A 20291-nucleotide genomic window follows, 5' to 3' on the forward strand; every position below is an offset into this window, starting at 1 on the left:
GTTTATCACGGTTTGGTGAGATGATAAACGATCGACTCATACGGGCGGAGCGTCAATTGCTTCAGGCTGCCTTCTCTCGGTTCGTCATTTGTCAAAAGCACGGTATACCGCCAGCCGTCCCGGTCTTCAAACGGAAGCGTAAAATCTGCTTCTTTTCCATAGAAATTATTGACCGCCAGCAGCTTTTCATTCGTTCCGTGTCTGATATACGCCAGGATAGCCGGATCGTCCTCAGCCAGCAGTTCAAACGTCCCTTCGGTTACGATGTCATAATCCTTTCTGAGCCTGATGAGCTTTTGATAATGATAGAAAATCGAATCCGGGTCTTTTAAAGCCGCTTCAGCATTGATTTCCCGATAATCGTCTGAAACAGGTATCCACGGCGTTCCGGTCGTGAAACCGCCGTAAGGCTCACTGTTCCATTGAACGGGCGTTCTTGAATTGTCTCTTGATTTTTGTTTTAAAATGGCGATAATGTCTTCCTCCGGCCTTCCCTCTTCCTTCATCTGCCTGTAGATATTCAGTGATTCGACGTCACGGTATGAGCTGATGTCCTCGAACTTCGGATTGCCCATGCCGAATTCCTCGCCTTGATAAATGTAAGGTGTGCCCTGCATCATATGAATGGCCGTCGCCAGCATTTTGGCGGACTTTTTCCGGTACATCCCGTCGTCGCCGTACCTGGAAACGACCCGGGGCTGATCGTGGTTGCACCAGAATAACGCATTCCAGCCCCCGCCCTTATGCATCTCCGTCTGCCAAAACGCCAAAATCTGTTTCAGCTTCAGAAAGTCAAACGGAGCGAGCGCCCATTTTTCGCCGTTCGGATAATCCACCTTTAAGTGATGAAAGTTAAAGGTCATATCAAGCTCTTCATTTGCCGGATTTGTGTAGCGGACACAGTGTTCAGCCGTTGTCGAGGACATTTCGCCGACTGTCATGCTGTCGTATTTTGAAAACACCGCTTGATTCATCTCATGCAGAAATTCATGCACACGCGGGCCGTCGGTATAGTAGGGACGCCCGTCATGGCGATTCTTTGCGTCAGGAAACGATTGATCCTTGGAAATAAGGTTGATGACATCAAGCCGGAAGCCGTCGATCCCCTTTTGAAACCAAAAATGCATCATCTCATAAATCCGCTTTCTCATCTCTTCATTTTCCCAATTCAAGTCAGCCTGAGACACATCAAACAGATGCAAATAATGCTGGCCGGACGCCTGATCGAGTTTCCATGCGGAGCCGCCGAATTTTGATTCCCAATTGTTCGGCGCCGCGCCGTCACCCTTCGCATCTTTCCAAATGTAAAAATCGCGATACGGGCTGTCAGGTGAAGCTATGGCTTCTTTAAACCATTGATGCTCAACAGATGTGTGGTTTACAACGAGGTCCATGACGACCTTTATTCCCCTTTGATGCGCCTCATCCAGCAGGCGTTCAAAGTCCTCCATTGTTCCGTATTCTTTATAAATGCTGTAATAATCGCGGATGTCATAGCCATTGTCATGCTGAGGAGAATCGTAAATCGGCGTAAGCCAAATGACATCAATCAGAAGTTCTTTTATATAATCGAGTTTTTCTATAATGCCGTTCAGATCGCCGACACCGTTTCCGGTCGTATCATTAAAGCTCTTCGGATAAATTTGATACACTGCCGCCTTTTTCCACCATGGTGTTTTTGCTGTTTTCATTTTCATCACCGCCTGTAAAAGTTTGAGTTGAAAGGGAAAAGGGACAGCCTGAAAAGAAGGCGCCCCGAGATTCCTCTATTTTTTTTGCTTCAGCCGCGCATACCCGTATGTTCCTGCAAACGGGAGAATCAGCACGATCAGCATTCCGATCGCAAATGCCCCCCAGTACTGGCTCATAATGGAGAAAATGCCCGGCACGCCGCCGACACCGACTGAGCTTGCCAGAACCCCTTTTACGGAAATGTACATCCCTGCGATTCCCGAGCTGATCATGGCGATCACAAACGGAAATTTGTAGCGCAGATTCACACCGAAAATCGCCGGCTCCGTAATGCCCAAATAAGCGGAAATCCCGGCCGTCAGCGACAGGCCTCTTTGTTTTTTATCTTTGAGAATCAGCATCATTGCCAGCGCAGCCGAGCCTTGCGCAATATTAGAGAGCGCAAGCATCGGCCATAAAAATGTGCCGCCGAGCTTTGAACCGATCAATTGAAGATCAACCGCAAGGAACGTGTGATGCATGCCTGTGATAACGAGTGCAGAATACAAGCCCCCATACAATAAGCCGCCAAGAGCTGAGAATTTTCCGAAAACCGCAATCAGCCCGGATGTCAATGCGTTTCCGATTGCAAATGTAATCGGGCCGATGATAACAAAAGAAAGAAATCCGATCACCAGAAGTGTCACCGGAGCGACGACTAACAGCTGAATGCCTTCTGGCGTCCGCTTTGTCAAAAAGAGCTCCAGCTTGGCAAGCAAATATGATGCAAGCAAAATCGGAAGCACCTGTCCTTGGTAACCGACCTTCTGAACCTCTAAGCCGAATAGATTCCAAACCGGAATATCGCCGCTTTGCTCGGCGGCCCCGTACCCCCATGCGTTCAGCAAATCAGGATGCACAAGCATAACCCCGAGCACAATACCTAAGAGCGGACTTCCTCCGAACCGTTTCACCGCCGACCAGCCGATTAACGCCGGCAGGAAAGTAAAGGCCGTTCCCGCAATCAGGTTAATCATATTAGCGAGATCCGCCCACTGCGGATAAACTTGAACGATGGATTTCGAGCTGAAGAAAATGCCTTCCGCCGTTAATATGTTGTTAAGCCCCATCAAAAGCCCCGCCGTCACAATGGCAGGCAAAATCGGGATAAAAATATCCGCAAGCATTTTCACTGCACGCTGCAAAGGATTCATTTTATGCTCAGAGGCCTTCTTCACTTCCTCCTTCGACGCTTCGCCGATCCCTGTTTCCTTCACCAATTCTGCATATACCTTATTCACGGTCCCTTGCCCGATCACGACTTGAAACTGCCCGTTCACAGCAAACGAGCCCTTTACAACGTCTATCTCATCAAGCACTTTTTGATCCACTTTGCCTTCATCTATTAACGCAAACCGCAATCGCGTAACACAATGAGTTGCCGCCGCAATATTGTCGATTCCTCCGACGGCATCGACAATCTGCCGTGCAGATCGGTTAAGCTCACCCATGCCAACCCCTCCGTAACCGTTTTCATTTTGTCTCATAAACTTGTATATACATGTTTACGACTCTATTGTAATGCTGTATATACATGTCGTCAATCTATTTTTATAGCGCTTTCATCACAAATATACTCCAAAAGGCCTTAAGGGATTAAAAAAAGGCCCCTCTGGCGCCGGGACCTTGTTCGCTTATGTTCTGAAATGCCTGTCCGCATGATCATTCACAACGGAAGCACAAGAAGCATACAGTACTGTACAACTAAGATAAAGAGGTGTGAAGAGATGCCATCCACTGTTATCAACCTGTACTATTTGAAGATTAACAGTATTTCAGGCAACGGATCTATTACGATCGGGGAAGCGGCATACAACAGTCCCACCACCAATAACAAATCACAAGGGCTTAACTCTTCATTCGGTGATACGTCACCTATAGAATCAATGATGGAGAACTTCTTAAATGATCCTGATGTAAACGACCAGACTGCAATCGGAACCGCAGATACCGCAAATATTACTCCGGTGCCGCCCATTATAGATTAAAGGAGTTTTTCATATGCCTTACCAAATTAACGTCGTCAATATAAAGGTAAACGGGGCTACGCAAAACGGGAACGTTGATATCGGCCAGACGGTGCAAAACAGCCACACCGCAAACAGTAAGTTTGTCGGTGCGAACTTTTCCTTAGGAGATTTTTCACCTCCGGCCGGATTTTTAAATTCGGGCCATCTTGATCCTGATGTCAGCGATCAAGACCAGATTGCCAATCCGTCCATGCCGATTGCAAATCAAATTTAGGGGAGTCTGCCGTTATGGATCTTGAAAAAATGAGAAAATGGCTTGAGATTACCAATGAGCACAAGCCAAGCGAATTTTGGACCAATGTCCTGAAACAAAAATCTCCCGAGGATTTTTTCGCCTCACAACAAGACACCCTGATTTACGATGTCTATCAGGATGAACAATACAATTTTATTATTGTTGAGATGCCCGGTGTATATGAAGAAGAATTAACGATGAGGCTGATATCAAAAACACAGCTGAACATTAAAGGAACGGTCACGCCTCTTTTCCCCGCAAATATGGAGCTGCGGCGGAAAAGGCAATACGGGGAATTTGATGAAACGATTCAGCTCCCTGAACCGGCTGAGCCGCAGCTTCTGCAGGCGCAGTGCCTAAACGGCTTATTGCATATTTCTTATCCGAGGCTCGTGGAGCACATCCCTTTTCATAAGAAAATGTGAACGAAAGCGATTACGTGCGTCCGAACCGCTGATATACTTTCTCCTTATAATGAGAGGATGCGGGTTTTGAGAACATATCTTTTTTCTCAATCAGCCGATCGAGTCTGACTTGTTTTTCCGTCCGTTTCTTCTCGAGATGCTCAAGTTCCGTTTCATTACGGCACTTCGCAATCAAATGGTCTAACGTCATCAGCTCTTTTTTCAGTGCCCCTTCATCCTCAGCCATTCCGGCATTTTTTAAAAGGCGGTAGCCCATTCTGAGCGATTCCGGAAGATGTGCGGCATCGTCTTTCGGCAGGGGCTTTCCCATTCCTTTGATGCTCTGAAATTCTCCGTCTGTTATGGCACGCTTAATTTTATCTTCCGCAACAATATGGGCAATATCCATATATGGTCACCTCTTTTTCCGATAATGAAATATGATATCATACACACGCTTCAATCCCCAATTTATTCCTTTTCCGCATTTTCCAAGACAGCATTCTTCAGACAAACCGCTTATGCGACAGCGTTTTTCGCCTCTTTTCCGATGTGACTTTTCCACCTTTTCTATTTGCTGGTTTCATGGTATATTGATTACGTTCGTTTTTTCTATCGTTCCGTTTAAACCGTGATCGGAAAAAAGGAGTGTAACAATGAAAACATTTATAAAAGAAAGAGGACTTGCGTTCTTCTTGATAGCGGTCGTGTTATTGTGGGTGAAGACATATGCTGCTTATATTTTAAACTTTAACTTAGGCATAGACAACACGATCCAGAAAATATTGCTTTTTGTGAATCCATTAAGCTCCAGCTTGTTCTTTCTTGGATTTGGGCTTCTATTCAAGAAAAAATTACAGCAGACAGCCATTATTGTGATTCATTTTTTAATGTCATTTTTACTGTACGCAAATATCGTGTACTATAGATTCTTTAATGATTTTATTACGATTCCGGTTCTCATGCAGGCGAAAACAAACGGCGGCCAGCTGGGAGACAGTGCTTTCTCATTAATGAAATGGACTGACGTCTTCTACTTCCTTGATACCGTCATTTTGATTATTTTAGCCATTAAGATGAAAAAACCGGCTGAGAAAACGGCTAAAAAATCATTCCGAATCGTTTTGGCTTCCGCGGTGCTCGTGTTCTTAATCAACCTGGCCGTTGCGGAATCCGACCGTCCCGAGCTGCTGACGCGCTCATTTGATCGAAATTATTTGGTTAAATATTTGGGAACGTACAACTTTACGATTTATGACGCTGTACAGAATGTGAAATCAAACAGCCAGCGCGCGCTTGCCGATTCAAGCGATGTGACGGATGTGGAAAACTATATGAAGGCCAACTATGACGTGCCGAACAACGTATATTTCGGAAAAGCCGAAGGGAAGAACGTCATTTACGTCTCATTAGAGTCTTTGCAATCCTTTATCATTGATTACAAAATTAACGGCAAAGAAGTCACACCGTTTTTAAACAAACTGGCACATGATCACAACACATTCTACTTTGATAACTTTTTCCACCAAACGGGACAAGGTAAAACATCCGATGCGGAATTTATGATGGAAAACTCTCTGTACCCGCTTGCGCAAGGCTCAGTTTTCGTAAACAAAGCACAAAACACGCTTCAGTCGGTTCCCGCTATACTGAAGGGCAAAAATTACACATCTGCCGCTTTCCACGGAAATACGCAGACATTCTGGAACCGAAATGAAATGTACAAAGCGGAAGGCATCGATAAGTTTTTTGACTCTGCTTATTATGACATGAGCGAAGAGAACACGAAAAACTACGGCATGAAAGACAAACCGTATTTCAAAGAATCCATGCCGCTTCTGAAAAGCCTGCCGCAGCCGTTCTATACGAAGTTCATTACGCTGTCCAACCATTTCCCATTCGGAATGGATAAAGAAGACACGGACTTCCCGGCAGGAGACTTTGGCGATTCTGTCGTCAACAATTACTTCCAGTCAGCAAACTATCTGGATGAGTCGATCGAGCAATTCTTTAAAGACTTGAAAAAAGACGGCCTGTACGATAAATCCATTATCGTCATGTACGGAGACCACTACGGCATCTCTGAAAACCACGATAAAGCGATGGCGAAAGTACTCGGCAAAGATGAAATTACGGATTACGACAATGCCCAGCTTCAGCGGGTTCCGCTCTTTATTCACGCTCCTGGCGTCAAAGGCGGACAGATTCATAAGTATTCCGGTGATGTCGATGTCGCACCGACTGTTCTGCATTTGCTGGGCGTCGATACGAAGGATTATCTCATGTCAGGTTCTGATATCTTATCGAAAGAGCACCGGGAGGTCATTCCGTTCCGTAACGGCGACTTCATTTCGCCAAACTATACGAAAATATCCGGCAAGTATTATGATACAAAAACCGGCAGACTCTTGCAGGATGCAGAAGTTGACAAAAAAGAAGACTCTCTCGTCAAGACTGAACTCGAAATGTCTGATAAAATCATCAACGGCGACCTGCTTCGTTTCTATCAGCCTAAAGGATTCAAGAAGGTAGATCCGACACAATACGATTATACGAAACGTGATGATTCTTCATCAGAGGATCAAAATCAATAAACAAAAGCCAGATCATGAAATGATCTGGCTTTTTTATGTTATAAGCTCCCTGTTACGGCCATAGAGCGCTGTTGAAGGCTGTCGGATAAAAGTGAATACGCGACTACTTTCTTCTTTTGCTGTTTGACGACATCCACGTGATCTTCGTAGCTGTACACAAACAGCGTAACGTCTTTTTTGCCTTTTTTCGTCTCAATGACAAGCGGAGCGGCTCCGTTTTTCGGATGTAAATAAAGCTGTTCATCCCCCGGGTATATATAATGCCGCTCTAAAAAAACGGCTTCGTTCAAATCATGAATAATCCGGCTTTTGTCTTCGCCTTCCAAGGGTTTTCCGCCGCAGGATACGGTGGCAGACGCGTCACTGAGTTTCGAATGAATTTCAAATTTGCGGAGAATCCACTCCACAGCACCGGTCGGAAGGCACGTCAGCACTATCTTAATAAGACTTATGACAATAATAGAAACTACTGCAATCCATGTCACCTTTCATCATCTCCATTATGTTTCTACATGAATCGTAACATAGGACGGTCAGTTGTTTTTTGTACATTATGTGAAACTTGATATGGTTTCCAAATAAAAATCCGGATCAAATGAATGATCCGGATTTTCTATTACGGCTGATCGGCACGCCGGACAGCCTCTCTCAATTCCTCCGCGGCAAATTCCACGTTCGGCCCGATAATGACCTGTGCCGTTTTGCTTCCCGTTTTGATGACCCCTTTTGCCCCGGCTTTTTTAAGAACACCTTCATCAATAAGGGACGTATCCTTCACTGTCAGTCTGAGACGTGTCGCACAGTGGTCGATGGTTTCGAGGTTTTGTCTTCCGCCGAGCCCCTTGAGCATTACATTCTCCTGAACGGCACCGGCCGTATCCTCGCCGAGCACCTCTTCTTCATCTTCATCATCTTCCCGCCCCGGCGTTTTCAAGTTTAACGTTTTGATCAGCACGTAGAAGACGACAAAATATAACACCGCATAACAAATTCCGACGACGAGCAATAGCAGCGGTTTTTCCGCAATGCCGTAGCTGAGCAGATAATCAATCGCCCCCGCTGAAAATGAAAAACCGGACCGTATGCCGAGAACATTTACGATAAATAAAGAAAAACCGGTTAATAAAGCATGTACTCCGTATAAGAGCGGTGATAAAAACATAAACGCGAATTCAATCGGTTCTGTAATTCCGGTAATAAAGGCGGTCAGCGCGAGACCGATCATCATTCCCGCCGTCGCCTTGCGTTTACTCGGCTTAGCCGTTGCAATCATCGCGAGACATGCGGCCGGAAGCCCAAACATCATAATCGGGAAGAACCCCGTCATATATGTGCCGGCTGTCGGATCTTTGGCAAAAAAGCGGGCCAAGTCTCCCGTCTTTCCGTGAAACTCGCCGAACTGAAACCAAAAAATATTGTTGAGCACATGATGAAGCCCGAATGGAATTAAAAGTCTGTTAAAAAATCCGAAAATTCCCGCTCCGATTCCGCCAAGCCCGATCATCCACTCTCCAAATGAGGTAATGACCGACTGAATCGGCGGCCAGACAAACCCTAAAAGCCCTGCCAAAATGATGGTGATAACGGCCGTTACGATCGGAACGAGCCTGCGGCCGCTGAAAAACCCGAGATACTCAGGCAGCTTCGTATCTTTAAAACGGTTATACGTGTACCCCGCGATTAATCCCGCGATAATTCCCCCGAATACGGCCATGTTATTCGTATTGTTAATTGATTTAACAGCCGCATCCAGCATAGTATAGGAGATTGCTCCTGATAAAGCGGCAGCCCCGTTGCTGTCCTTGGAAATGCCGATGGCGATACCGATCGCGAAAATTAAAGGCAAATGATCAAATACCGCTGTCCCCGCCGCGTAAATAAACGGAATATTTAATAAGTCCTCCCTGCCAATGGCCAAAATGATGCCCACTGCGGGCAGAACAGCAATCGGAAGCATAAAAGATTTCCCAAGTTTTTGCAAAAATTGAAGCATAACTCCCATCCCCCTTCTTTTTTCTCAAATATACCATATAAGATAACTAGTTATCTATACCAATTTTCCTTATCTTTTTGTGACAAGTCTTGTTGGTTTTCTATTTATAAAGCAGTTGTGGTAAGCTTGAATCAGATGATTAAAAATAGAAAGTAGGAATGACAATGATTGTAACCAACGATCAAGAATTAGAAGGCCTAAAAAAAATCGGCAGAATCGTGGCGCTGGCGCGTGAAGAAATGAAGAAAAAAGCGGAGCCCGGCATGAGCACAAAGGACCTTGACCTGATTGGAAAGGCAGTGCTTGACGAGCACGGTGCCGCTTCCGCTCCGGAGAAGGAATACGACTTTCCCGGCGTGACGTGCATCAGCGTAAATGATGAGGTGGCGCACGGCATTCCGAGCACCTCCAAAATATTAAAAGCGGGAGATCTCGTTAATATTGATATTTCAGCGGAGTTCGGCGGTTTTTACTCTGATACGGGGATTTCGTTTGTGCTTGGCGAAGGTGACGAACTCCTGCAAAAGCTCTGCAATTGCGCAGCTTCTGCATTTGAAAAAGGGCTTGAACAGGCAAAAGCCGGCAAGCGGCAAAACCAAATCGGCAGAGCCGTCTATCATGAAGCGCGCTCTAACGGCTTTACGGTCATCAAAACGCTGACAGGCCACGGCATCGGCAGAAGCCTGCATGAAGCGCCGAACCACATTATGAATTACTATGATCCGTTTGATAACGCGCTGTTCAAAAATGGCACGGTCATCGCGCTTGAGCCGTTTATCTCAACAAAGGCCGAAACGACTGTTGAAGCGGGAGACGGCTGGACCTATAAAACGCCGGATAAAAGCCTTGTCGCCCAAGTGGAGCATACAATCGTGATTACAAAAGACAAACCGATCATTTTAACAGCGCTATAATGTTTGATCTCCCTCCGAAACAGGTATACAACAACTAACCCGAAGGAGGGAGACGCATGAAAAAAGACAAAGAAAAAATTCAAATTGAAAACGAGATACACGCCATGCACGGCGTAACGAAACAGCAGATATTAGAGGATTTTGAGGAATTTAAGGCATACTTGCACCAGAAAATTTCTGTCGGCAAAAAAATAGGCTTAGATGACAGTAAAATTACCAAAAGCGCCGCCATCCTCGGGGACTATCTCGCAAAGCACGAGGAGCCTCATAATGCGGAAGAAAAGTTATTACAGGAGCTGTGGCGGATTGCGGATGAAAACGAAAAACAGCATTTGGCGCAGCTTTTAGTCAAACTTGCCGGGCACTGATGACAGTGTCCGTCTTTTTATGCTCCTTGATAAAAGATGTGCTACACTGGACATATGTCTGTGAAAGGAGCCATTTCTCAACATGTGGTTTATTATCTTCGGATTGATTTTCTTTATCGAAAGCATCATTCTGACCGTTTACGGGGTTAAGAAAAAGAAAGGGCTGCTGATTTATTTCGGCATCGTTTTCGGCATTATGACTCTCGGTACGGTGCTGTTAAAATTAACCGGTCATTAAGCATGAAAAGACAGTCCTTCACATATATATGTAAGAAAGCTTACCGTCTCTGAATCGAAAGTCTCAGTTTTTGCTTCATCCCTTTTCAGCGTCTTTTTATAGATGTTACAATGCCAAAAGTTTGGCAAAAACTGAAGAAACTCTCCTGTACGGGAGAGCGGGGAAAGGAGTTTTCTGACATGCATTATGGCAGTAAAGGCTGGTATGTAGCAGAATTAAAGAAAAAAGGGATTACTCATTATGAAGGAAGAAAGCTTCAAAGCTTTAAAACCTATTTTCTTGCCAATCTGCTCGAAACGAAAAAACAATCATAACGTGTGTAAGCCGTGCTTTTTAACAGCACGGCTTTTTTCATTTATACTTCGAGCAGCCTGTCCCTTTTTTTCAGAAAGGATGCCCTCCAGCTTTCTGACAGCGCCTCTTCCCTTAATATCTCTTCAATCGCAGACAGATTATGTTTATCACGGTAGTTCAGTTCGTTCGCATACCAAACGGAAATGCCTTCTTTCCCCCTGGACAGCCGTTTCAGCTCAGGACGGGGATCGACGCGCCCTTCTTGAAGCACCCTGAAATAAAAGCCGGTAAAGCCCGTCTTCTGGACTTGGAGCACCATGTCCTTTACCTCATATTTCAGCGCGAGCTTGACACAGGGCTGGCGCGGCTGGCTCACTTGGACAACCGCTTCGCCCAGCTGAAATACATCGCCGATCCACACATCTTGCTCCGGCAGCCCTTTTACCGTTACATTCTCGCCAAATGCGGCAGCCGGAAGTTTTCTCTTCAAGGCGTTTTCCCAATAGGGGTAATGCTCGGCCGGATACACACAAACCGCTTTATCAGGACCGCCGTGATGCTTCAGGTCGGCTTGTCCGTCTCCTTCGAAATGCGTTTTCCGCAGCATCACGGGCGAGTCCGCCGGACGCTTGACGATGCCGGATTCAACTTGCTTGCCGGCGAATTCATGAAGCTCGGGTTTTCCGAGATTGATAGATAATACAGAATAAGAAACAGGCTGCATCTCATTCACATCCTTTGCGAAAATAAAAAGCTTTCTTTATCATAGTTAGAAAAAGGTGGTTTTTCCATGCTTCAATATCGTATGATCGCAGACGGCCGGGTTCAGGGCGTAGGTTTTCGGTACTTCGTACAGATGGAAGCTGACAAACAAAAGTTAGCCGGCTGGGTCAAAAACCTCGATGACGGACGTGTCGAAATATTGGCTGAAGGCCCTGAAGAATCTTTAAAAACCTTTGTCAGGGCCGTCAGAAAAGGGAGCCCCTTCTCCAATGTCACAAACGTAACAGTCACAGAATCACACAAACTTGAAGGGTACCGCACCTTTACAATCAGTTACTGATAAGGTTTATCCTGATAAAAATAATTCGGTTTCACAATCGTATTGTCATACGATTTGTGGAAGATGTGGGTGGAGGCCGGCGAGATCGGCGGAATCAGCCAAGTCCAGTCCCCCGTCAGTTTTCTGCCTGCGTCTTGCTCCTGTTCTTCAAAACGCTTAAATTGATTCGCCGCCGTATGATGATCCACAATACTGACACCGTGCTTCTTATAGGAATACAGCACCGCCTTATTCAGCTCCACAAGAACCTGATCCTTCCACAGATCGGTGTTTAAATCGGATGAAATGCCTATGACTGAAGCGATTTTTTTCAGCATATCGTATCGTTTTTCATCGGCGAGATTCCGCGCGCCGATTTCGGTTCCCATGTACCACCCGTTAAAAGGCGCAGCGTTGTAAACCAATCCGCCGATTTCAAGCTTCATATCAGCGATGATCGGAACGCCGTACCACTTTAAATTTAAATTCGCGATGGCTTCGATTTCCGGATGTGTGATCGGCACTTCTTTCACCAGTGACTGGGGCAGCTCATACCAAACAGGCTGCTCGTCCCCCTTCATCCGGAAAAGCAGCGGTAAAATGTCAAAATCAGTCCGCTTTCCGCGCCAGCCTAGCTTTTCACAAACAGCAGTCAGCGCGGCCGAAGCAGGGTCGCCGATTCTTCCCTCTTCCGTCTCGTACCCCGCATAGCGGATCAGCTGATGATTCCAAATTTCAACCTGTTTTTCGCCATGACGTTCAGGGGGGAAAATGGTGATCGTCGGTTTTATTTTTCCGTCATTTGTCGCGATTTCAATGTGTTCGAATAAGGCGTCACGCACCTCTTCTTTCGTCTTCACGCCGCGTTTGTCAATGACATTCAGCGATTGCCAGAACAAACGCCCGATACAGCGGTTGCTGTTCCGCCACGCCATTTTTGCCCCGTGTGCAAGCTCTTCCGGCGTATGGACATAACTTCCCGTCCGTTCTATTTCATCTTTAATTGCGTTAAGGCGCGCATTGATCTGCGGCTCTATTCCAAGCTCCCGATAGCAAACGTCTATAAACGCCTTCGCCTCATTCCAGAGTAATTCCGTATGTCTCAAAAAAACTCTCTCCTTCAATTCACATCTGCTTTTCATTGTATCGTTTTTAGGAGTGAACACAATGGTTTTTTTGTATCATACTGGAAAGACAGCAGAAAAAACACCTGTGATAAACGCAGGTGTTTTACAAAACGGAGTGAAGTTTTTTTGCTAGTATAAGCAAATCCTCACGGTAGTTTTTTCCCGTCATCGGTATCCCGTGCCCCGTGAGGAGCGCTTCCGGTTCAAGCTCTGCCAGCTTCTGAACGGACGCGGCGGCCGTCTTTGTATCAATCGTAAAGTAAGCGGGCGGCCCGTGAAGCTCCTGTTTTTGAATGACAACGTCTGCAAGCGATTCCTGTTCGACAGTGATCACGGCATCGCCGGCAAGCAGGACACGGTCTTTCTCTCGAAATAAAGAAATATGGCCGGGCGTGTGGCCGGGGGTATACACCCATTTCCACTCTTTCAGAAACGGGACAGAACCGTCCGGCGGCAGCGTTTGAACGTTGGGGATCTGAATCGCATAGCGCGGAAAAAGCGGCGACAGCTTCGCGACCAGTCCTTTTTTAGCATCCGGCTTTGCAGGCGGATAATCCGCTTTCCCCGTGACGTACGGCCGCTCCTTCTCATGAATGTAAACCGGCACATCCCAAAGCCTCAGTAACTCTTCAATAGCCCCCACATGGTCAAAATGGCCGTGTGTCAGAATGATGGCTTTCGGCTGATAATCGGCGCCGAACAGCCGTTTTGCTTCTTTTGTTATCATATCCTCAGATTGCGGCATTCCCGCGTCAACTAAGATCACTTCGTTGGGAGCAGCGGGATTTTCAATAAAATAGACATTCGCAATTTGCACGGTCAGCCCGTGAACGCCTTCTGCAGCTTGAAAACCGGCACCGCTTCTGACCGAAAAGAGCGGCATAAACGGATCACTCATCATGGCACCTCCTATGATGCCTTTAGTGTGTGACGATCCGCTTGTTTTATGTTAAGAAATCGTGATCGAACCGATGATAAGCGCACACACCGTCATCACAATTACGGCGAGAACCGCCCATTTCATCGCAAATTTCTGGTGCTCGTCAATGGATACTCCGACAAGCCCGCATAATAAATGCGTAGACGGCACGAGCGGACTGAGCATATGAATCGGCTGGCCGATTATAGAAGCTCTTGCAATCTCCACCTTGTCTACACCGTAAGCCACGGCGGTTTCTGACAAAATGGGAAGCACGCCGTAAAAATACGCGTCATTCGGCATCAAAAAGGTGAAGATTCCGCTCGTTAAGGCCACAATCGCCGGAATAAACCCGCCCATTTGCTCCGGAATGAGCGATACGAGTGAAATGGCCATTTCATCAACCATCTTCGTACCCGTTAAAATTCCGGTAAACACACCTGCCGCAAAAATCATGGAACCGATCGCCAGCACATTGCTGGAATGGGCCGATATGCGTTCCCTTTGATCAGTAAGCTTCGGATAATTCACAATCAGCGCGACACAAAATGCAATCAAAAAGAGCACCGTCAAATTCACTTTTCCGGAAACTAAAAACCCGACTAAAGAAAGCGTTAATAATAAATTGAACCGCCATAATTTCGGCCGCTTCCATTCATCCTCCACTGCCGCTGCGGTTTCATTTGTATGAGACGGCTGCTTCAGTTCAATGACGCCAAGGCGTTTCCGTTCAGCCCTTCCAAGCACATATGAAACCGCGATCATGCAAATCATTCCGCTGGCAATGACCGGAAGCATCGGCCCTGTCAGTTCTGCCGGGTCCACCCCAAGCGCACTCGCCGCGCGCGGCGTCGCTCCGCCCCATGGAATTGTATTCATGATCCCCATGCCGACGCCGGCGATTCCCGCTAAAATGATCGGACGGATTCCGAGCATTAAGTAAAGAGGCAGCATTGCGCTTGTGGTGATCATATACGTCGTTGAGCCGTCGCCGTCGAGCGCGACAAGCATTGTCAGCACGGCGGTCCCGACGACGATTTTTAACGGATCGCCTTTAACAAGCTTTAAAATACGGGCAACCATCGGATCAAATAAACCGGTGTCAATCATAATACCGAAATACAGAATCGCAAACATAATCATGACCGCAATCGGCGCGACCTGTTCAATACCTGAGATCATCATCTCGCCGACCCGATGAAATGAAAATCCGGCGATTAATGCAAAGATGATCGGTGTCAATACAAGCGCTGTTAAAACCGAGAGTCGTTTTGTCATGATCAGGACCATAAAGACAAACATCATAAGAAAGCCTAAGATTGCTAACACATTATGTCCCCCTTATTATGAATACGCTTACATTTTAAAGGCCCGATTCCCCTTTATCCTGCCTTTTTGTCATCTTATGAAATTTAGATATTGAAGTAAATATTTTGGATTTTAAAGATTTTTAATTTTTTATAACCTTTTTGTTCTTTTTGTTCATTCACAAATCAAAAGAGCATTCCGCTTGCTGCAGAATGCTCATTTTTCACTGCTCATCATTTCTCTATAAAACTCCGTTTGCTCTTCTAAAAAACGTTTTGCACCGCTGCTGTTTTTATAAAAGCTTTCCCAATCCTGCCTTTTCATCATTCGCTTCCACTCTGCCGATGAGACAACTTTTTTCAAAGCCTGATCCCAATAGGCAATTTCACCTTCTGTCATCCCTTTCGGCCCCATGATGCCTCGCCAGTGCGCGAAGACAAACGGCACCCCCTGCTCTTTCCAAGTCGGAATATTGCTAAAGCCGGAGAGCCTTTTGTCAGATGTGACGGCCGCTAACGTGATATCGCCTTTTTTATAGGAGTCTCTCGCTTCTGAGATCGTCATTGATGCGGCATCTATGTCGTGCCTGATGAGCGCTTTAATGACATCCTTACTGCTTCCGTATTGAAAAAAGCGGATATCAAACGCAGAAATGCCCGCCATTTCTGCGGCTCTGGCAAAGGAAAGCTGATCATCATTTCCAAGCCCCGGCGCAAAGCCGATTCTTATGGCGCCGGGATGTTTCTTAATTTCATCCAGCAGCTGTTTTCCGCTTTTGATCTTTGAATCTTTCGGAAGAGCGACAGTCTGCCATTCCTTTGCAATAATCGCTAATGGGGTAAAATCGGCGGCCTTCAGCCGGCTTTGTCCCAGAATTTCATTGCTCAGAAGCAGACTTGAGTTCATACTGACGATATTCGTTTTTCGTTCGTTTACATATTTCCAGCCGCTGTCGCCGCCTCCGCCCGGTTTGTAGACGATCTTTACCGGCCTTCCTAAAATGTCTTCGTGCTTGATTACCGATTGCACGGCTTTTGCCGTTGCGTCCCATCCCCCTTGGGGAGCTGCCGGAACGACAATCACAATCGGCCCGCCATCTAAATGGATGCTCGCGGTTTTTCGTCCGTCAAAAGAGACCAGTACCGTTACCATGATGAGAAGCAATCCCAACCGCTTCATTTCTCCCATCCCTTACTCATTTGCTAAATAATACTTCCGTTCCGGCCTGCCGATAATGCCGTATTCCAATTCAGCGAGCGCTTCTTCTTTGGCAACGAGGAACTCGGCGTAACGCCGCGCCGTTGTCCGGGACGCCCCCATTTTTTCACCCAGCTCTTCGGCCGTCATCCCCTTTTGAGCCGTGCGGAGCGCTTCTTTTATTTTCTGAAGTGTGATCGAATTAATCCCTGTCGGCAGATCATGGAGCTGTTTTTGTTCTTTCGCGTCACTTCCAAAATACATATCAACAACGGATTGACTCAGCTCCGGTTGTGAGAGCAGCCATTCTCTTTTCTCACGATATTGCAGAAGCACTTGTGTAAATTTATGAGCTGAGACCGGTTTAATTAAATAATGAGAAATGCCCGATCTAAGCGCTTCTTGCAGCAGCCGGGTTTCGGTCGCCGCGGTAATCACGATAATATCAACGGAAGGAAACCGGCGGCGAATCAGCGGAAGCAAGACGGTGCCAAGCTCGTCAGGCATATAAATGTCCAAAAGCAGCAGATCCGGCTTTTGTTTCTCAAGTAACGCCATAGTGTCTTTTGCGTTTACGGCTTTGCCGATGACATTGAATCCATCGAGATGCTCGATAAATTTTTCATGGATTTGCGCTATTCGAAAGTCGTCCTCCGCAATCGCGATGTTAATCACATGGATTCCCCCTTGTGCCTTTCTTTCGGTATAAATACTGTAAATACTGCGCCGCCGCTTTTTTGATTGGAAATTTCGATCCACCCTTGTAATTCATTGACGGCTTCCTTCAGGTTGGCTAAACCGTAACCTCTCTTCGTTCCCTTTGAAGAGTACCCTTTTTGAAAAATGGTTTGTATTTTATCCGGCGGCACGCCGTCACCTGAGTCCGATACTTCTATGACGATATCCCTGCCGATATCGGTAATGAAAAAGGAAACCTTTCTCACCTTTTTTTCAGCTACGGCTTCGAATGCGTTATCGATTACATTTCCGATGATGGTAATCATCTGGGAAGAGCCTACATGCTTTGGCAGCGATTCCAAAAAACTATTTTCATCAATGGACAGCTGCACTTTTTTCTCAGAGGCCTTTCCCATTTTTCCTAATAATATGGCTTGGACCCGCTGTGAATGAATGTTTTGAAACAGGATTTCATGCTGCTCATTTTGAATGGCGTACTCTTCCTTGATCAGCTCAATGGCTTCATCGTATTCTCCAAGCTCCAGCAGACCGAGTATGGCATATAGCTTATTGGAAAATTCATGCGTTTGCGCACGCAGATCCTCTGAGTATTTTTTCATCTCAGTCAGCTTGCCGATCAGTTTCTTCAGCTCTGTTTTTTCACGGAAGCTTATGACCGCCCCATAATCTTGCCCGGCCTGGCTCATTTTTTTGATGTTCAATATCAATACTTTATCACCGGCGCGAACCTCCTGATTCGGCGCCGCTTCTCCTCCTGCCAAAACCGGCATCAGCTTTGCGTCAGGCATGATGTCTTCTATATGCCGGCCGACCAGCGGCATGGGAAGCTTCAGCATGTCGGCGGCGGATAAATTCATCATCGTTACCGCACCGTCTTTGTTCACGGCGATAATCCCTTCTTTTATGGCAAGAAGCATCGCATTGCGCTCTCTGTAGAGCGATGCTATTTCATGCGGTTCAAGGCCGAGTGTATCTTTGCGGATACTTTTTGCAAGCGCAGCCGCTCCCCCGATTCCGATGAGGAGCACCAAACATGCAAAATAGCTTAAATTCCATAGATGCTCCTTGATTCCTTTTTCAATCTCATCTTGTAAAAATTCGACCGTTACCGTGCCGACAACTTCGTTATGATCCTGTTCTTCCAAAATAACCGGCGCGCTTCCCCTCACGGCCTTCATCCCGTCTGATACGGGTGATCCGCCGAACATGACGGTTTTATTTTGCAGCTTTTGATTCCCGTCAGGAATGCTGCTGCGGGCGGAATGAAATGTGACGTTTCCCTTTTGATCAGTAATATAGACGGCATGCGCGCCTGCCTGCTCTTTCATTTGTTCTATTACGTCTAAATTCTGAAAAGCATATTTATCCGCAAGCTGAAAGGCCTCTTTTACAGGCGGCATGTATGAAATGGTTTTGGCCGTTTGCACCGCCAGCTGTTCAGCCTGCTTTTGGCCTTCGTTTAATTGCTGAAAGGCAAAAATGACAGTAAGAGTACCGATAACAAGTATTAATAAAGCCGCGATTAAACCGGCTATTTTCATTTGCAGAGAGACATAAAACCGCTTCTCTTCTATCACAGCACCAGCCGTCCTTTCTTCCTAAAATCATACCATTTTTTAAATCATTTATTTCTCATTCTTGAGAATTTTCGTGATCTTTTTCTCTTGTGATTTCTTTCGAAAGATGCAGATAGGTATAATTTTCCTCCAGGGCGGGATAAGAAGGATGAATCTTTTATAACTGCGTAAACAAAAAAGACTGACAGAAGTCAGTCTCCAGCTTGTAGAGAAAACAACGTTTTTTCTACAAGCTTTTTTATTTATAACATTTTCTAAAATGATTTCATCAATATTCTAAAACTGAAAAAGAGCTCCCACATACCTAGCCTTGTTTGGCTAGGTATGTGGCAATCTTCTTCATATTTTGGCAAGCAGCTGTGAGGGGAACTTGTTCACTCACATTTTGGTTTCCCCTCAACCTGCCATAGCGAAGCCCATGCAGCTGTTTTGAATCTGTAAAGCTTCGCTCTATTTTTTTCTTTTTTTGTAGAGGCTTTTTCTTGAAACAGACAAGCGATTTTGTGCAATTTTTAAGCATAGGGCATGAGGAGCTTGTTTCGGGATTTGACTTATATGACCTGTAGCCTTTGCGGTCGGTTGTTGAATAAGAGAGTGTTTGTCCATTCGGACAAATGTACCTGTCTTTTTTATTGTCGTACTGAAATTTCCACTTTGGAAACAAGCCTCTGGCAAGATGATAACGTCTATGGGCGATAACGCAAAGGTATGACGGTCAGATCATCCTTTACATATGGGAGTCGTTAAATAGCCGGAATCAAGCGCAACAGCTTCTATTCGAAAACCAAATCGTGCGATTAGGTGCTAATTGGTCAAGATAAGGCACAGAATCATGGACATTTCCAGGTGTTACAAAGGCATCGGTGATAATGTTGTGTTTCATATCCGTTGTTCGGTGATCTAAATAGAAAAAACCTTCTGGTTTGTTTTCACGATACAGGTATCCACTTTCTGGATTGGTTGTGCTGTGTCGGATTTCTTTTTTAGCTTTCACCTCCTCTTTGACTTTTAGTGCCTTTTTTCCGTGTTCCTCCCGATCTTCTTGAATGGCTTCATTTAAATCCTTAATGTAGTTTTGTGTATCCTGTTCAATCGTTTTTCTTGTGTATTTATGTTTGTTGCATTGGCTTTCAGATGAGTTGAATCGGTGAATAGGACACGCCCGCCCACCATATCATGATTGATGGCCTGAAGACGATCTCATCAAATATGTCTTGGAAGATGGTCGTATCTTTAAAGCGAGTGCGCCTGTTCCAGCTGATGGTAGAGTGATGCGGAACTGGATCATTTATGTTCAATCCCAGAAACCATCTGTAAGCCATATTGTAGTAAATTTCTTTTTCAAGCTGTCTTTCTGAACGGATACCATAGAGAATTAGCGGATCGAGTGAGGGGCGGCCTTTGTTTTCACTGTAATAGGGTTTAACTTTTTCAATGATAAAAGAAAAATCTATGTACTTATCAATTTTACGGAGCAGATGATTTTCTTCGACGAGTTGGTCAAGCAGTACAAATTCAGCTTCGTGCTGAGAAGATTTTCTTGTGTGGAACATGAGAAAGATCCTTTTGAAGTCTTTTCTCTATTATAAAATGGGGGAATGGATATTTTAAGGGAAAAATA

At 45.7% G+C, this 20291-nt stretch carries 21 protein-coding genes and 1 pseudogene; 9 read left to right on the forward strand and 13 right to left on the reverse strand.

What is annotated here, in order from left to right; all coding sequences use genetic code 11:
* Nucleotides 1-5 precede the first annotated feature (5 nt).
* Both treC and treP read right to left on the reverse strand, forming a co-directional pair.
* The gene (treC, locus tag J7E26_RS00555; RefSeq protein ID WP_214812873.1) at nucleotides 6-1691 is read right to left on the reverse strand and encodes an alpha,alpha-phosphotrehalase; all 1686 of its coding nucleotides are present in this window, start codon (nucleotides 1689-1691) and stop codon (nucleotides 6-8) included.
* A gap of 75 nt (nucleotides 1692-1766) precedes the next feature.
* Nucleotides 1767-3182: a PTS system trehalose-specific EIIBC component gene (treP, locus tag J7E26_RS00560; RefSeq protein ID WP_214812875.1), complete on the reverse strand. Its 1416-nt coding sequence runs from the start codon at nucleotides 3180-3182 to the stop codon at nucleotides 1767-1769.
* A gap of 276 nt (nucleotides 3183-3458) precedes the next feature.
* Between treP and J7E26_RS00565 the strand changes: the two genes are divergently transcribed.
* Genes J7E26_RS00565 through J7E26_RS00575 form a run of 3 tightly spaced genes read left to right on the forward strand, consistent with a single transcriptional unit; the run spans nucleotide 3459 to nucleotide 4421 of the window.
* Nucleotides 3459-3719 (forward strand): spore germination protein, encoded by a 261-nt coding sequence (locus J7E26_RS00565; RefSeq protein ID WP_214800423.1) that lies wholly within the window; start codon nucleotides 3459-3461, stop codon nucleotides 3717-3719.
* Nucleotides 3720-3732: 13 nt separating this feature from the next.
* Nucleotides 3733-3975, forward strand: coding sequence for a spore germination protein (locus tag J7E26_RS00570; RefSeq protein ID WP_214800424.1), 243 nt, complete (start codon nucleotides 3733-3735; stop codon nucleotides 3973-3975).
* A gap of 14 nt (nucleotides 3976-3989) precedes the next feature.
* On the forward strand, nucleotides 3990-4421 hold the full coding sequence (locus tag J7E26_RS00575; RefSeq protein ID WP_214812877.1) for an Hsp20/alpha crystallin family protein: 432 nt from the start codon (nucleotides 3990-3992) through the stop codon (nucleotides 4419-4421).
* 10 nt (nucleotides 4422-4431) lie between these two features.
* Here J7E26_RS00575 and J7E26_RS00580 read toward each other — a convergent pair whose 3' ends face one another.
* On the reverse strand, nucleotides 4432-4809 hold the full coding sequence (locus J7E26_RS00580) for a DnaJ family domain-containing protein (protein WP_214800426.1): 378 nt from the start codon (nucleotides 4807-4809) through the stop codon (nucleotides 4432-4434).
* 247 nt (nucleotides 4810-5056) lie between these two features.
* Between J7E26_RS00580 and ltaS the strand changes: the two genes are divergently transcribed.
* Nucleotides 5057-6994, forward strand: a complete 1938-nt coding sequence (gene ltaS / locus J7E26_RS00585) for a lipoteichoic acid synthase (protein ID WP_214800427.1) — start codon at nucleotides 5057-5059, stop codon at nucleotides 6992-6994.
* Between the two features lie 38 nt (nucleotides 6995-7032).
* Here ltaS and J7E26_RS00590 read toward each other — a convergent pair whose 3' ends face one another.
* Entirely contained in the window at nucleotides 7033-7479 is a 447-nt protein-coding gene (locus tag J7E26_RS00590) for a YfmQ family protein (protein WP_214800428.1), read from the reverse strand.
* Between the two features lie 131 nt (nucleotides 7480-7610).
* Nucleotides 7611-8987: an N-acetylglucosamine-specific PTS transporter subunit IIBC gene (gene nagE / locus J7E26_RS00595; protein ID WP_214800429.1), complete on the reverse strand. Its 1377-nt coding sequence runs from the start codon at nucleotides 8985-8987 to the stop codon at nucleotides 7611-7613.
* Nucleotides 8988-9151: 164 nt separating this feature from the next.
* Here nagE and map point away from each other — a divergent pair, with 164 nt between their 5' ends.
* The 4 genes from map (at nucleotide 9152) to J7E26_RS00615 (ending at nucleotide 10821) form a co-directional block, all read left to right on the forward strand.
* The gene (gene map, locus J7E26_RS00600) at nucleotides 9152-9901 is read left to right on the forward strand and encodes a type I methionyl aminopeptidase (protein WP_214800430.1); all 750 of its coding nucleotides are present in this window, start codon (nucleotides 9152-9154) and stop codon (nucleotides 9899-9901) included.
* A gap of 56 nt (nucleotides 9902-9957) precedes the next feature.
* Entirely contained in the window at nucleotides 9958-10269 is a 312-nt protein-coding gene (locus tag J7E26_RS00605; RefSeq protein WP_214800431.1) for a DUF3243 domain-containing protein, read from the forward strand.
* Nucleotides 10270-10351: 82 nt separating this feature from the next.
* Complete coding sequence (locus tag J7E26_RS00610; protein ID WP_214800432.1) at nucleotides 10352-10507, forward strand: hypothetical protein; 156 nt, start codon at nucleotides 10352-10354, stop codon at nucleotides 10505-10507.
* 179 nt (nucleotides 10508-10686) lie between these two features.
* Nucleotides 10687-10821, forward strand: a complete 135-nt coding sequence (locus tag J7E26_RS00615) for a YflJ family protein (protein ID WP_214800433.1) — start codon at nucleotides 10687-10689, stop codon at nucleotides 10819-10821.
* A 41-nt stretch (nucleotides 10822-10862) separates the two neighbouring features.
* Here the strand turns inward: J7E26_RS00615 and J7E26_RS00620 are convergent, their stop codons facing one another.
* Nucleotides 10863-11525, reverse strand: coding sequence for an MOSC domain-containing protein (locus J7E26_RS00620; protein ID WP_214800434.1), 663 nt, complete (start codon nucleotides 11523-11525; stop codon nucleotides 10863-10865).
* Between the two features lie 66 nt (nucleotides 11526-11591).
* On the opposite strand from J7E26_RS00620, the gene J7E26_RS00625 reads away from it, so the two are divergent.
* Nucleotides 11592-11864 carry an acylphosphatase gene (locus J7E26_RS00625; RefSeq protein WP_214800435.1) on the forward strand — a complete coding sequence of 91 codons (273 nt, stop codon included), beginning with the start codon at nucleotides 11592-11594 and terminating at the stop codon, nucleotides 11862-11864.
* Here the strand turns inward: J7E26_RS00625 and nosA are convergent.
* From nosA to J7E26_RS00660, 7 genes and pseudogenes are all read right to left on the reverse strand, one after another.
* Nucleotides 11858-12949: a nitric oxide synthase oxygenase gene (gene nosA, locus J7E26_RS00630; RefSeq protein WP_214800436.1), complete on the reverse strand. Its 1092-nt coding sequence runs from the start codon at nucleotides 12947-12949 to the stop codon at nucleotides 11858-11860. The two genes, J7E26_RS00625 and nosA, sit on opposite strands and share 7 nt — an antisense overlap.
* A gap of 124 nt (nucleotides 12950-13073) precedes the next feature.
* Nucleotides 13074-13868 (reverse strand): MBL fold metallo-hydrolase, encoded by a 795-nt coding sequence (locus J7E26_RS00635; RefSeq protein WP_214800437.1) that lies wholly within the window; start codon nucleotides 13866-13868, stop codon nucleotides 13074-13076.
* 51 nt (nucleotides 13869-13919) lie between these two features.
* Entirely contained in the window at nucleotides 13920-15218 is a 1299-nt protein-coding gene (gene citM / locus J7E26_RS00640; protein WP_214800438.1) for an Mg(2+)/citrate complex secondary transporter CitM, read from the reverse strand.
* Nucleotides 15219-15413: 195 nt separating this feature from the next.
* The gene (locus J7E26_RS00645) at nucleotides 15414-16376 is read right to left on the reverse strand and encodes a tripartite tricarboxylate transporter substrate binding protein (protein ID WP_214800439.1); all 963 of its coding nucleotides are present in this window, start codon (nucleotides 16374-16376) and stop codon (nucleotides 15414-15416) included.
* A 12-nt stretch (nucleotides 16377-16388) separates the two neighbouring features.
* Entirely contained in the window at nucleotides 16389-17069 is a 681-nt protein-coding gene (locus J7E26_RS00650) for a response regulator (protein WP_214800440.1), read from the reverse strand.
* Nucleotides 17066-18670, reverse strand: a complete 1605-nt coding sequence (locus J7E26_RS00655; protein ID WP_214800441.1) for a sensor histidine kinase — start codon at nucleotides 18668-18670, stop codon at nucleotides 17066-17068. Before J7E26_RS00655 ends, J7E26_RS00650 begins: the two co-directional genes overlap by 4 nt.
* Before the next feature lie 304 nt (nucleotides 18671-18974).
* Nucleotides 18975-20223 (reverse strand): annotated as a pseudogene (locus J7E26_RS00660) (IS1182 family transposase).
* Between the last annotated feature and the right edge of the window lie 68 nt (nucleotides 20224-20291).

Origin of the sequence: Bacillus sp. ISL-51, from assembly GCF_018613535.1 — a bacterium.
In the GTDB taxonomy this organism is placed as follows: Bacteria; Bacillota; Bacilli; order Bacillales; family Bacillaceae; genus Bacillus.